Raw genomic sequence first — 14,969 nt, 5'->3', positions numbered from 1 at the left:
AAAAAAAATACGGCATAATCTGGTGACCATTTCAGAAAACAGGGTTTATAATTCGGGAGCCATTCCTCCGGATCAACTGGGAGATTTTGTCGATGACCATAAAATTAAAACAATTGTAGATTTACGTGACGGTCTGATTCAGACTGAACTCAATCCTGAAAATAAAAATCAGGTCAATGCTGAAGAATTTGCAGCAAACAAAATTGCAGGAATTAATTATTACAATCTTCCTACAGATCAGATTCCAGCCGACAGCACGGTGCAGAAATTTTTAAAAATAATGGATGATCCGAAAAATTATCCTGTGCTTATTCACTGCCATCACGGTGTTGGACGTTCCCGTTTGTTCAGCTCAATCTACCGGATTGAGTACGAAAATTTTACAAATGAGGATGCCAGAGAAAATGCAAGATTATTCTGGGAATTTGGAACCAACTTTTCAAAAAACTCAGAAAAAGGTGCTTATTTGATGAATTATCATAAAAGAGCGACAAAGATTAAATTGAAGTAAAACTATTTTCGTTTGGAAGATTTTCTCACACAAATTTGTGGTGCCAGTACCACTTTTTTCTCAATAGAAACTCCTGAAGAATTGTCTTTGATGTGATCCAGAAAAACCTGCCCTGCCATATTTCCCATAATCACAGGAGTCTGATCCATCGAACTCATCGGAAGCTCCATGAATTGCGTGAAAGGTTCATTGGAAAAACCTATTACAGCGACTTCCTGAGGTATTTTTATCTTACGTTTTTTCAATTCCTGACATGCTCCCAGGGCAGCAAAATCACTGGCAGAAAATATAGCATCCGGAATAGACTGGCTGTCCCATAAAGTCTTTATCGCTTCAATTCCGGCATCGATTGAACTTCCTGTAGAAATAATATTATCTTCTTTTACCTGAAATTGATGATCAATTAAAGCCTGTTTATAACCATTCAGACGGTTTTGGTAAATTTCAAGATTCAAATCTCCCGCAAAGTGACAGATATTTTTGTATCCTTCGGAGATCAGATGTTCAGTAGCCATGTACCCGCCACGGTAATCATCAATGGTCACGGTGCTGATCCCCGGAATATCTTTCTTTCTGTCAAAAAAGATGATTGGAGTATTTGAAGTATTTAAAATGTGTTCAATATGTTCAGTATCGACAGTTGTACGCGAAACCGACATGAAAATCCCGTCTACCTGAGCGTTGAGTAACGTGTTTAAATGCTTTTTTTCAATATTTACATCTTCATGGCTTTGGCAGATAATTACATGGTACCCCTGCACGGAAAGTTCCTCTTCAATTCCACGGATGACAGACGAGAAAAAGTTGGTGTTGATATAGGGAACGATGATTCCAATGTTTTTTGTTTCCCCGCTTTTCAGTGCTTTGGCAAGATTATTCTGTTTGTAGTTCATTTCCTTGGCGGTTTTCACTACGAGTTCCTTGGTTGCCTGGCTGATTCTCGGGTGGTTGTTCAATGCCCTTGAAACCGTTGCCACACTTACATTCAGCTTTCTCGATATATCATAAATGGTGGCATTCTTCTTTGTCATAGATTTTCCTGGAATTGTGTTAAATTTCTTCTTCATTAATCCTTTCGGGACGCGGGTAAATTTAATCAAATTATGCATATCAAAAATAAAAAACCAAGATTTTATGCTTTCTCACACGTTCGATCAGCATAAACGTAAAGTTTTTATGATACGATAACACATTTAAATATAAGATTTCATTCAGTGAAATATACTTTTTTCCTGACTGAATCAGTATTCTTTTTAAAACTGCATCGGACTAAAAACGAAAAAAAATTAGCTCAACAAATCGTCCGAATGTATACTTTTGCATTTTAAAACACAAAAATACAAATGCACAGTCTTTTACCTTTTCTTTTGGCAATGGTCGCAGTCATCGTTCTGCTGAACATGTTTGCCGCGAAACTCAAAATTGCCTATCCTATTTTATTGGTTTTAGGTGGTTTAGCCATCAGTTTTATCCCGGGACTGCCGGTGATCAGGATTGATCCCGATCTGATCTTTTTTATCTTTCTTCCCCCGTTATTATTTGAAGCAGCGTGGACTATTTCTTTTAAAGAAATGAAAAAATGGTGGAGGATTATCGGAAGTTTCGCTTTTCTGGTTGTTTTCTTTACAGCATTATCGGTGGCTTTGGTCACCAATTATTACATCCCCGGATTCACCATTGCTTTAGGATTTTTACTCGGCGGAATTGTATCTCCGCCAGATGCCGTGAGTACCGGAGCGATCACCAAATTTGTGAATATTCCAAGATCCACCTCTACAATTTTGGAAGGTGAAAGTCTTCTGAATGATGCATCATCACTGATAATTTTCCGTTTTGCACTGGTTGCGGTTGGCACCGGTCAGTTTATCTGGCAGGACGCTACGATGAGTTTCTTTTGGATGCTCATAGGTGGTGTTGGGATCGGTTTACTTTTGGGATGGCTATTTGTACAGGCACACAAAATTCTACCTACAGACGCACCTTCCGACATTGCACTGACGATTATCGAACCCTATTTAATGTACTGGGTGGCGGAACAGTTTCACAGTTCGGGGGTTTTGGCTGTTGTGGCTGGCGGACTTTTTATGTCGGTCAGAAGACTAAAATTTCTGAACAGTACCAGCCGTATTCATGCCTACAGCGTCTGGGAAAGTCTGATTTTTATTTTAAATGGCGTGGTCTTTCTCATCATTGGTTTAGAACTGCCCGAGATCGTAGATGGACTTCGTAAAGATCATATTCCGCTTGAAACAGCGATTGGTTATGGCGTTTTAGTCACAGCTATTCTGATTGCTGCCAGGATGATCAGCTCTTATGCCGCCTTAATTTCTACCATGATTTTCCGGCCAGGTGTGCAGCCTCATGCTTCTTCAAGAACCCGGCGGTGGATGATGCCGCTCCTGCTGGGCTGGACCGGAATGCGGGGCGTTGTTTCTCTCGCTGCCGCACTGGCAATTCCTGTAACTTTGGATAATGGCGAAGCATTTCCGCACAGGAATCTGATTCTGTTCATTACATTTGTTGTAATCCTGCTTACGCTTTTGGTACAGGGGCTAACTCTACCTTACATCATTAGAAAAACCGGATTTTTTGATGGGATTTTTAATGAAGAGAATGAACATTTAACCAAGCAGAAAATTAAAAAAGAGTTAAAACAACACATCTATCAGTTTCTGAAATCAAAGTATGAAAATGAACTGAAAGACCACGCCAGTCTGGAAATATTTTTAAGACATTGGGAAGAGCGCGCCAAAGCCACAGACGACAGCTGGATGAACGAAAAAACAAAAGTGATTTTCGTTGAAATGCTCGAAGTTCAGCGGGAATATCTCACTGAGCTTAATAAAGATCCGAAAATTAACGAAGAAATCATCCGCCAACAATTATATCAGATTGATCTGGAAGAGGAAAGATTGAGAATGATCTGAAAATTGTGATCATCAAATTAAAGACCGTCGGAAGACGGTCTTTTTTTGTGGTAAGTTTCTATTTTTCAAATAACATTTTGGGTAGAAAGCATTATTTTCATTATTCAGAAATCTTTAATTCTGAAATATGGAAATCTCTAGTTTATGCCTTGTGGAAGCATGTAGGCAGGAAAACGATGCTTCATAAAGATTACATATTTAATAAATATATATGTTAAAATTTAAAATTTATCATACAACATTGAATAATATTTTTTAAATTTAAATCACCAAACACAAAAAAACACAGATATGAAAAACTACGAAAAACCGGCAGTCCCGTCTTTCCGTCCATCACAAAATGCAGAGGGAATCTCCGAAAACCACCATCACGGCATCAATCGTCTTGTAAAATTATCCATCATAATTGAAGGGAAAGTTATTAAATATTACAAGCATTTCAAACTTAAACAAAGCACCGGAAAACACCATGAGTTCACGCTCACTCTTGCTCACGATGCACTCGGGAACAGGCAGAGTCATACTTTAGATGAAGCCAATGCCTTTTTAGGTAAAAGATTGACCGCTGTAATATCGTACAAAGACATCGACAAAAGTCCGGAACGCAGTTTTGTTGGCGTTATTACGTCGGTAGGATTCAGTCAGGAAAAGATGACTTTGGGAAACATCATTCTTACAGGTTACAGTCCTACCATTCTTCTCGACGGTGCTCCGCATATCCAGAGTTTTGGAGGCAGCACAGCAGTTAATATCGGCATCATCGCAGAGGAAATTATAAAGCAGGGTCTGGATTTCAGCCGTTTTGATGTAAGGGTTGATGCCAATAATTATTCTCAGATTATCTACAGCAGTCAGTATGACGAGACGCACTACAACTACCTTGCAAGAATGGCAGAAGCCTATGGCGAACAGTTTTATTATGACGGTGAAGTGCTGCACTTCGGAAAACTTCCGCCACAGAATCAACCGATCAAATTAACTTATGGTAGCAGTACAAACGACATCAAAGTTGAATTAAGAGCAGTTCATACAAAGCCTCAGTTCTACGGCTACAACAGCAGTAAAAATGAAATTCTGAAATCTGGGGCAACACCTATTCATCATGTTGGAGATTTGGCAAAAACTGCTTATCAGCATAACGATACAATTTATAAAACGCCTTCTTTGCGGATTGCTCCAATAAAAGCAACAACGCATTTGGACGTGGAATATTCTCAGAAAAGCACTTCGGGAAGTGAGGCTGTGAATGTGTTTACGGTTTCCGGTTCTACCACTGTTCCATTTTTGCATCCCGGTTGTATTGCCGACATTCAGATGAGAAAACCAGATTCCAATGAAGCATCATATTTCACCCAAATTATGGTGACAGAGTCAATTCATGAAATTGATACAATTGGTCATTATACAGGAAGTTTTAGTGGAATAGCATCAGATACAGGATTTTTACCAAAATCTGAGTTTACCTTTCCAATCGCTCAGCCACAAACTGCAACCGTAGTTTCCAACACCGATCCGGAAGGGCAGGGCAGAGTTCAGGTGAGGTTTGACTGGCAGATGAATAACACGACGCATTTTATCAGAATGATGAGTCCCGATGCAGGAGGAACGGATCAGATTACGCAAAACCGGGGTTACGTTGCCATTCCCGAAGTTGGTGACCAGGTGATGGTGAATTTCGTTCATAATCATCCTGACAGACCTTTTGTAATGGGCGGAATGTTTCATGGGGGAGTTGGTTTGGGTGGTGGAATCAACAATCACATGAGATCCATCCAGACCAAAAGCGGAATTAAAGTTTTAATGAATGATGATGAAGGAAGTGTAAATATTATTGATCCGAGTGGAAATACTTATTTTATGGATGGAAAAGGAAATATTTCTATGAATGCTCCGAAAAATTTCACTTTAAATGCAGGAGAAAATATCAATATTACAGCAGGTAAAGACATTTCAATACGAGCAGGTGAAAGTATAACAAGCTCTGCGAATGATGATATTACTTCTACTGCGGGTAAAGATATTGTGCAGACTGCAGCAGGAGATATTCGTGAATCTTCAGATACGAGAACTGAAATGGTAGAAAAGGAATTTTTCCGTCAGTCTGAAACTTCCAACGAAATTGCAGGGGAAATATCAATGTTCAGTGAGTTGGAAAACATGACAATGCAAAGCGGAAAGACTGTAGAATTCAACAGTGCAGAAAAATCAAAATTATTTTAATCATGGCCATCAGAAAAACAGCGAAAAATATGTTTATCGAAATAAACGATACTTACCATTTAAGTGTTGGGAAAAAAGTGGAAAAAATTGCGCGAAAAATCAATGCCGAGGCCACAAAAGGAAATCTGATTTTGGCAAGTAATAAAAAAATAATGTCTCATGGGAATAAGTAAGTTAAAAATATTAGTTCTATTTATCCTTTACAATTTTTCAATACTAAGTTGTCAAAATAAGAAAATGGAAGAAAAATACAGTTGGTCGGGTACTATTTCAGCTCCGCAGGAATATCCGATGGAGATTTACAGTGGTGGAATTATCGCAAATGACTTTACCTATCCTTTCGATGCAATCTGGGGTACGCAAAATACAGGATGGGGAAATGAAGGTTCAAAAATGAATGTTTCAACAAAAAAAATGGAAATACCTCATCACTTAGAGTTTACATGGTATTCTTTAGTTGAAGAAAAGTTCTACACTGGAAAGTGGAATTTAGATCAAATAAAAATTCAAAAATTATTTGAAGAGGGTTTTATAGATTCAGATACCGGAAAAAAACAAACATATACAACATTCAAAATCGGGTTGGCTCCTAAAGGAAAACTTGTGTTATGGATCAATGCACCGGGAATTCAGAAAGAAATTGGCGTTTTTCAAGCTCACGACACCATAGTTACCAAGATGCAAGCTTATGAAAATGCACAATACATGTTTGAAAATGATTATGCAAAGGAGAGGCTTATGAGTGATTTTCTGATAACCTCAGATGTTAAAAACCGATTGAGTTCTGCAGGATATCCGAGTCCATCAGTCTATGAAAATTTCAGAAAAAAGTATTCATGGAGACCGATAATTGAATTGCCAGCAGGATACAAAGTGAAAAAAATATTTTTCATGGCATGCAACGGTGAATATGATACCTACACTGAACACAACGAAAAAAAAGCAATACCGTATTATTTGGCAATTGTTATTTGTGATTCTGCCGGTAAAGAGATGGGAGTCAATCTTTTTTTTACAAAAGACGAAAACTATTATGAAGAAAATATTTTGAAAGGGAATAATGTCTTGCCTACAGATTTTGATCTGAATGATATGTACAAGACATTTGCAGGTTTTAGCCAAACAGAGCCAATGGATATCCTTATTAAAGTAAATCCTGAAAGTAAAATTGCAGACGTAAGTTTAAAGCAAAAAGAAACTGTTATTCAATTGAAAAATTTTATCAGCAAAATTTACTAAATTATGTCAAATGTTGTATTTGGAGATTACACTCCGCCACCCCAACCCAAAGGCACTGTAGATATAAGAATAGGAGTTTTTTTTGATGGCACTCAAAATAACAGGACTAATACCAATGCTAGATTAGGCAAAGAAGGAGACAAAGGCAATAAAGCCTATATCAAAATGTCTGATAAAAAAACAGACAGTTATACCAACGATTATTCTAACATAGCTCGTAAAGAACTACATTATAAAAAAGAAAAATATGTAGATAGTGTATATATAGAAGGCATTGGCACTGACGATCTGGGTGTAGATACCGATGATAAATCAGACCATTTAGGTGTAGCTTTTGGTGCTGATAAACAGGGGATTATTGTAAAAGTTAGAAGAGGGTGCAAGTTGATTGCTGAAAAGATAAAAAAAATAAGTGACAGAAATAAGATAGACACAATTACATTTGATGTATTTGGATTTAGTAGAGGATCGGCAGCAGCCAGAAACTTTATTTACGAATTAAGCAAAAGTAGATACTCGCCACTAGATAGAACTAAAACAGTGGGAACAGGAAGTATAAAGATTAAAACAGATGATCACAATGTAGAAACTACTGAAAAAGAATTTCCCAAAAATGGACATTTAGGGTTACAGTTAAAATTAAAAGGAATTGAGTATTTACGAATTAATATAAGATTTGTAGGTATTTATGATACTGTTTCTTCTTATGATCCAAATGCAACAAATACAACGATAAATCCAGATTTTAAAAATGATGTTAAAGAATTGCATTTAAATAGCCTGAATTTAGAAATCAATGATCTGTTTAAAGCAAAAAAAATAATTCATTTTTGTGCTGCCGACGAGCATCGCAAAAATTTTATGCTTACACCAACAAAGCGAGCAGGCGGTCACGATTTTTATTTACCTGGTGTACATTCTGACATAGGTGGTTGCTATACTGATAAGATGGATGAAGATAATTTTCAAATTATGGATTTAGACAATTATTGGGGGGATGGTCGTAGTGATGATGATTGGGACGAAATATTAAACAATGATCTGAAAGATTTAGCTGCACAAGGTTGGGGGTTTACCACAGTGCGAAAACCTGATAGTGACCACCAAACTCACATGACCCGCAAGGGCATTCGCAATACTTATAGTTTTGTTACGCTGCATCTTATGGCTGAGAAATTAAATTTAGAATATGCTGGAACTATACAAATGACTGATTTGAATAAGTATTTTGGTATTCCAAAACCAGCTACACCAAGCGAATTAGATTTGGACAAGGTTAAAAAAAGGTTAGAAAAGTATATCAATGGTAAACTCCCGAAAATGACCTACTACACAAAACCACAGATCGAGCATATGCGAAAAAAACTCGATTTAAAAAACCCAAAGGATGTAGAGAGTTTTAAAATTAAAGTATATGACCATAATATACTGACTAAATTACGTAGCAAATATATACACTGGAATTCAAAATTTGGAGACGGGATAGGTGCTTATGAACCCAACTACAAAATTTCAGGCAAAACCATTATTAGATTTCGAAAAATAGAACCCAACTCATGAAAAAAATAATAATACTAACATTACTATTTCTCACCTTATTAATCTCTTGTCAGACAAAAATGGAAAAATACGAATGGCTACCCACAGCTAATGCACCAGAACTTTACCCAACATACATTCATAATGGACATTTTTATTTGGAAGATGACAAGAGTGTTTATATTCCTACAGCAGGTGTTAACTCTAATGGTTGGGGAAATTCTGGCTCCACACATTCTCAAGGGGAGGATTTAAAAGCACTGCCTGTAAAAATGGATATTACCTGGGCATCTTATATGGAAAAAAAATTTTATACAGGAAGTTGGGATATGCCTATCGAAACTCTGAAAAAACTTTTTGAAAAAGGAACTATAGATTGGCGCACAGGTAAAGTTTCAAATTACACCGAAATAATAGTGAATTGTGCACCTGGTGGCATCGTCGTTGTTTGGGTATATGGCGATGATCAGCAAATAGAAGTGGCACGTTTTCAGGCAAAAGAAACCCACGTCCCAATGCAAGATTTAATCCCTGCAAATCCAACACTTTCTTATAAAGAATATTTTGATGTAAAAGAATCAGTTCCGGAAGCTTATGAGAATCTGAAAAAGAACGGAATCCAATATGATATTTGGGATATCTATAGGAAAAAATATACCTGGCGTGCAAAAACTGAAATTGAAGGGCATAAGTTAATGAACATCGGCTTCAAAATGTTTAATGGAGAAGGAGAAACTATTTTCAATGAAAAAATTACAGAACCAGTTAAAGAAAATTCTTTTAAACCAAGAGCTATACCCAAGCAGCTGAATTTTATTTTTGAAGACAGCAAAAAACTTAAGACTGTTTTTGAAGTCAAACCCTTTGAAGAAGAAGAAATCATGGGTTTATTCAAACAGGCAGATCCTAAACAGCTGATAGAAATAATTTTACGGATGAGTGAAGATTTTAGCAACCGCAGTTTAATTTTTAAACAGGGTGATAAAGAAATCCCAATCACAAAAGTAGATTTAGACAACATGTGGAAGTATGAATAGCAAAAGCAATAACATAAATCTGCAGCTAACCATTTTTATGCTTTTGATTTTTATTTAAATCGGAGGAATGTAATTATGCAGAAATACAATAAACATATCATAGAAGCAGGTGAAACTTTAAAAAGCATTGCAAAAATTTATGATTTATCCGAAGAATCTTTGAAGTTTTTTCACAACAATCATTGCAGAGCAGAAGACCATATTCTGATCAGTATTACGAAACAAAAAGAGCTTTTTCTTCCAAGAACTGCAGTTGTTGACAAAAACCGACTTGTGAAATTTGGGTATGGAAACAGTTTGGTTTTTCAACCTGAAAATTCGTTTCTGAAATGCAGTACAGTGATTTCGATTGAAAATGATATCAGAAAAAATGAACTGAAATATGATGTTTCCGTCACATGGATTAAACAGGAAAATGGTTTGCATTTTTTTGAGATTAACAGAATATCCACTCTTTTTCTGAATGAAGAAGAAGTCAATGAAATTGCAGATTTACTGGCGTATAAAGCTTCAAAGGTTTTATATCCGATGACGGTAAGTGTAGATCAGCAGGGGAAATTTTACAATGTAGAAAATGCAGACATTTTTAAAGAAAGATGGAATAACGTTAAAGAAGAAGTTTATAAAGAATTTGAAGGTGAAATTGTTGATGAATATTGCCTGAAGATTGAAAGGATTTTAGATGAACCCAATGCTCTTTTGATCTACATCAAAAATGATTATTTCATCCGGACATTGTTTTTGGGGATCTATCAGAAATTTAATCAGAATTATCAGACTGAAATTGTTGAAACCTTTCCAATAATTAATAATGCAGTTGAACCCAGTTATAAAATTGAAGTGGAAGTTGATCCTTTAAAAGATGAGTATGATTTAATAAATATTTCAGGAAACGGAACATTACATGACGAGAGAAGCCGATATGATTTTATCAACGGATCACCATTCTCAATTATTACAGAAGACAATCCTCTAATGAATAATGACGGAAATTTCAGACTGCAATATTTTATAAATGGTGAAACCCAACTGCCGGAAGTTCTTTATTTAGAATGCGATATCAATCTTGACAAAAAGAAAAAAATATCAGTCGTTATTACTGCTTTGTCTGACTGACTTAAAAAACACAACTATGAAAAAAAATACAGTGATTAGACTTTTAATAGTACTGCCAGTCCTGATTTTCACGTTCAATTTTGGACAGAAAACGGAATTTAACGTTCCAAAAAATATTGCCGAATTGCGGAATACCATTTTTGATTTTAAAAATGATTTTACAAGATATGATGTGGCAGCCGACGCTGCTGCTGGTGATACTGAATTTACTACGAATGTTGATTTGTATGATTTGGCATTTGATTCAAAGAAGAAAAATCCTTACTTAAATTTAGCTTTAAAAAAAGGTGCAAAACCAAAACAGTTTATCCAGAAAGCCATCTGGAATATTTCCATGAAAAAAGTTTCGGCAAAAAGTACAAAAGTAACGGTCGTTTTGGAAGAAATTATACCGGATAGCTGGTCGAAAAAAGAAGTCGATGTAAATCAGACAAAATCCACTGGGGAATTAGAAAAAGAACTTAAAGAATTTCTTCTAAATGCGAATAGCAAAGAATTGTCTGAGGGATTAGTAGCTGTTGACGATTCTTCAATTGATGCCGAAACAGTCGCAATGATGAATGCTCAGGCCGATGCACAGATTGCAGCCGTAGAAGCAAAACAATCACAAAAAAAGATGACTTCAAAATATCTGCAGAATCTTTTTGCTAAAAAGCAATTCATAAATTTTCCTACAAGTGCGGATCAGCTTACAAAACTTTTAAAAACAGATCCAACCGAACTGGATTGCGAAACCTGTCAAAACGGAAAATATTCTAATTGGGATTTTGAAAATTTCAATATGATTTATGCAGAAATGACCAGTGGTGGAGAGTATTATGCTATTCAGTATTACGGTCAGGATTCGGTTTCCGGTTTGCCTTATGGTTTGGTCTTTAATGACAGTTCACCTTCAGAATGTAGAGATAAATTTGCGAGATACAATGCACAGCTCTATCAGACAAGCATTAATGTGACCGAAAGCTCTGCAGATGCTCTTACTGTTGTTACTTTTAAAATGAATACTTCCTTCGTCCGTTTAGAGTTTGGAAATCAATATTTAACACGGATTGTAATTTCAAATAAAGAATTATAATCATGGCAGAAAAACATATCGTAGTACAGGGGGCTGTGTGCAAATGTCAATTCGGACAGACTCCGGACAATCTTAAGGTGCTCACGCATCAGAAAGAGTATGCAAACGATAAAAGTGCATCAAAAAAACTGATTGCCACAACGAAAGAAATTGGCGCCGCAACATTTGAAAAAAACACATTCGGAAGCTGTACAAAAATGGGAAGTCCGCCACCGCCATGCAAAGTGATGGTAACCGAATGGCAGAACTTTTACGATAAGGTACAGCTCAGCAACGGCGGATATATTATTTTGGAAGACAGCAAAGCAGTTTGCGCAGTTGCCGGAACTCCCTGTATAGAAATTATAGATCACGGTCAGCGGGCAGAAGCGAGTCAGCAGAATTTTAAAAATGCAGATCAGGATGTGCAGCAACAGATAAATCCTTTGGTGGATTCTGAGAGTATGTATGTGGAACAAACGACTCATGATGATATTTTAATAAAATTTGATTAAATGGCAAAAGGTGTTAAAAGTTTAAAGATGACCGATGGTCGTTATTACCCGGGATCATCAAGAGTAAATAAAAACATGGTAATCAAAGCTGATTTAGAAGCTGTTTTTGAAGTCAATGAATGGTATTCTGGAACAACTTTTCGAGAAAAATCTAAAATGCTTACATGGTTTTGGTTTGACAACAATAAAAAACTTATTTCAAAAGGTCTAGGAATAAGATTCCGCGTTACAATGCCTAAAAAATTATGTGGATCGAATACTTACTATTTGGAAGCAAGTTTATCAGGAAACGTCGATATGAAATCTGGTATTTACATAAAAGGACTTACAGATCTAAAAATTAAAAAAAGTAAATGGTGTGTCTTAAATGATGGTGTTGACCAACGCTCGCGCAAGTTTTCTTTCGGCGAAAATGTATTCTTAGGTCTTGAAACTGAAGGTATCGATGGTAAATGGGTGACAGTCGAATTATATCGTCTTAACAGTCAAATTACTCTTGAGAAAGTATCAAGTTGGCTGAGAAATAAAAGATATGATCCCACAAAAGATGATGTTATTGCAAAAGTTTTTGAAAAACAAGCGCATGTAATTAATGGTGAAATAAATACAGATTTTACCTTAATACCTTCTTGGAAGAAAGGAAATGATGACAATAAATTTTACGTAAAAATTAGAGATGGAAACAGATATATTTCGGACGATCACGGAGACTACATCCATGCAAGATATCTTACTGTTGAAAATAAAATAGTTCCTACACAAACCGAAATAAAAATTCTCAATAGTAATGCACCAGTGAAAGTAGGTGATACCGAAAAAAAAGCTACTTCGATATCTTCATGCAGATTTCAAGTACTTAAAATCACAGAAAGAAATAAAACGGTAGAGCTATTCAATGAAGGACGTTTTATCAATAAAATGGATTCATCGAGCAAATTCTATACAATACGTAATATCAATTACGATTACGATAAGTCAAATATCAGAAATAATGCAAAACCTGTTTTGGATGAAATAGTTCAGTTTCTGACTAAATTGATGCCTTACGTTCCTGTTGAGTTAGGCTCTCATACTGATGTCCGAGGAACTAATGAATATAATCTTCTTTTGTCTCAAAGAAGAGCGCAGGCTGTTGTTAATTATCTGGTAAAAAACGGGGTAGATCCCAACAGAATCCATGCAAAAGGATATGGAAAGAGTAAACCGCTGTTTATAGGAGACGATATTTCTGAAGCAATGCACGAACAAAATAGAAGAACAACCATTAAATTTCTTATTAGTGATAAAGAAGCTGTCCCGATTCAATATTCTTTAATAGCTCCTAATATGGAGAGGCCAATGCTTATTTCTCTTGCTGTTAATGGTTTTTCAAGAAGAGGTTGCTATCATGCACCTCAAAAGCACAAAAGTGAAATTAGTTCGGTTGATGGCTACAAATTGGGTATGAGAAATACTTTGAAAGATGGCGACAACTTAATCAATTATAAGGTTTACTCTCCGATACCAACTCTAAGTGACTTTCTGCATTCATTTTTTTTGGGAAGCCGTTTTGCTCATCAGTTTTTTATTAATTCTTGTGCGTACTATTCTAAAGTTGATTTAAAAAATCCGAAACCAACTTTATTACTTACCACGTATCCTGATGCTGTTCTTACATACAATATTCGGATGAGTTATAAAGATCCGTATTTCTGGAATGATGTTCCTGTGAAAATAGTTAATAATTTTATCTGGTTGGATGAGACGGTTGCTTCTGTAAAAGACAGTTTGTCAAATTTAAAAGCATTTTCGCCTAAAGAAATTAATGAATTGTCGGAAAAAATCTTTGAATTCATTGATGAAGAAACTCATAAAATGGGAATAGGTATGCACTTTATCTACAATTTTGCAGATATTGAGAGCAGAAAATTACCATCCAGAACATTTGATTATACGGAGAAATACAGAAATATTACTGCTGTAGCCCTAGTGATCATGTATTTGATAGAGATTGCAATTATCCTTTTAATTATATGGTTTACACGTGGTAAAGGAGCTTTTGGAAGAATCAAAAAATTCAAGCCATACTTTAAAGGTATTGATAAGTTGGACGATATGGGTTTTGTAGTTGATTATCCAAAGATGGCAGAAAATAGAAGTATGTATTTTGAATCTTCTCTTGGTAAGATTTCTCGGGTTGTTGAAGTTAATAGTAAAGCTGATCCACTATTAGGGATTACCTATTTAAAAGAGGTCAGTTTAATGGAATTGGGTGAAGTAAGTGAAAGATTAAAGAAAGTTTTAGGAAGAGAAACTTTAGAAAACACAAAATTAAAATTCGAATTTAAAGGTAAAATATTCTGTGAGTTTAATGTAAAAATAAATTTAGGATCAAAAAAAATATTTGTGAAAGATTTTCTTTTTGGTCTTAATAGTTTTTCTGGAAAATTTACATCGGGTATAGGTATCGCAGCAGGTGCTTTGCTAAAAGATTTTAAAATACAGAAGGAAAAATCAATACGTTTTTTGCCAATATTTCCACCTAAAAATATCAAATTTGAAGCAAAATTAGATGTAGATTTGGGAGGATATATAACTTACTCCAGAAACTATGGTGTTGATTATGGAATACAAGGGAAAGCGACAGGTATCTATTATCAGGATGTTATATTTTTCTCTGGGCTTAAAGGAACTTTACACCAAAGAGTAATGACACAAGTTGAGGATGAGAATGTTTTTGATACAAACCCCCAAGATAAACCAACGTCATTTACTTTAATAAATGGAGATACTTATAATCTTGGTAAAGTCTACCTTTTAAAAATTTAATTT

General features: G+C 35.6%; 12 protein-coding genes. 11 read left to right on the top strand and 1 reads right to left on the bottom strand.

Features of this window, described 5'->3' with window-relative positions; translation table 11 throughout:
- Positions 1 to 511 (top strand): dual specificity protein phosphatase family protein (locus tag ASG21_RS19580; protein ID WP_206743181.1); only part of this gene is annotated, 511 nt, incomplete at its 5' end.
- Between the two features lie 2 nt (positions 512 to 513).
- Here ASG21_RS19580 and ASG21_RS19575 read toward each other — a convergent pair.
- On the bottom strand, positions 514 to 1,542 hold the full coding sequence (locus ASG21_RS19575) for a LacI family DNA-binding transcriptional regulator (protein ID WP_056085011.1): 1,029 nt from the start codon (positions 1,540 to 1,542) through the stop codon (positions 514 to 516).
- A 312-nt stretch (positions 1,543 to 1,854) separates the two neighbouring features.
- On the opposite strand from ASG21_RS19575, the gene ASG21_RS19570 reads away from it, so the two are divergent.
- The 10 genes from ASG21_RS19570 to ASG21_RS19530 all read left to right on the top strand — a co-directional run bounded on the left by ASG21_RS19570 (position 1,855) and on the right by ASG21_RS19530 (position 14,966).
- A complete protein-coding gene (locus ASG21_RS19570) occupies positions 1,855 to 3,438 on the top strand; it encodes a Na+/H+ antiporter (RefSeq protein WP_056084911.1) in 1,584 nt (527 codons plus the stop codon).
- A gap of 291 nt (positions 3,439 to 3,729) precedes the next feature.
- On the top strand, positions 3,730 to 5,658 hold the full coding sequence (locus ASG21_RS19565; protein WP_056084897.1) for a phage baseplate assembly protein V: 1,929 nt from the start codon (positions 3,730 to 3,732) through the stop codon (positions 5,656 to 5,658).
- Positions 5,659 to 5,660: 2 nt separating this feature from the next.
- On the top strand, positions 5,661 to 5,831 hold the full coding sequence (locus tag ASG21_RS20270; RefSeq protein ID WP_157844541.1) for a hypothetical protein: 171 nt from the start codon (positions 5,661 to 5,663) through the stop codon (positions 5,829 to 5,831).
- Between the two features lie 64 nt (positions 5,832 to 5,895).
- Entirely contained in the window at positions 5,896 to 6,897 is a 1,002-nt protein-coding gene (locus tag ASG21_RS19560) for a DUF2931 family protein (protein WP_056084894.1), read from the top strand.
- A 3-nt stretch (positions 6,898 to 6,900) separates the two neighbouring features.
- The gene (locus ASG21_RS19555; RefSeq protein WP_056084891.1) at positions 6,901 to 8,457 is read left to right on the top strand and encodes a DUF2235 domain-containing protein; all 1,557 of its coding nucleotides are present in this window, start codon (positions 6,901 to 6,903) and stop codon (positions 8,455 to 8,457) included.
- 59 nt (positions 8,458 to 8,516) lie between these two features.
- Entirely contained in the window at positions 8,517 to 9,473 is a 957-nt protein-coding gene (locus tag ASG21_RS19550) for a DUF2931 family protein (RefSeq protein ID WP_056084888.1), read from the top strand.
- Between the two features lie 75 nt (positions 9,474 to 9,548).
- On the top strand, positions 9,549 to 10,589 hold the full coding sequence (locus ASG21_RS19545) for a hypothetical protein (RefSeq protein WP_056084885.1): 1,041 nt from the start codon (positions 9,549 to 9,551) through the stop codon (positions 10,587 to 10,589).
- 16 nt (positions 10,590 to 10,605) lie between these two features.
- Entirely contained in the window at positions 10,606 to 11,664 is a 1,059-nt protein-coding gene (locus tag ASG21_RS19540; protein WP_056084881.1) for a hypothetical protein, read from the top strand.
- A 2-nt stretch (positions 11,665 to 11,666) separates the two neighbouring features.
- Complete coding sequence (locus ASG21_RS19535) at positions 11,667 to 12,158, top strand: DUF4280 domain-containing protein (protein ID WP_056084878.1); 492 nt, start codon at positions 11,667 to 11,669, stop codon at positions 12,156 to 12,158.
- The gene (locus ASG21_RS19530; RefSeq protein WP_056084875.1) at positions 12,159 to 14,966 is read left to right on the top strand and encodes an OmpA family protein; all 2,808 of its coding nucleotides are present in this window, start codon (positions 12,159 to 12,161) and stop codon (positions 14,964 to 14,966) included. It abuts the gene before it with no gap.
- Positions 14,967 to 14,969 lie beyond the last annotated feature (3 nt).

The sequence above is a fragment of the Chryseobacterium sp. Leaf394 genome (assembly GCF_001424105.1).
Classification (GTDB): Bacteria; Bacteroidota; Bacteroidia; order Flavobacteriales; family Weeksellaceae; genus Chryseobacterium.
This window is presented reverse-complemented; position numbering and strand designations above follow the sequence as displayed.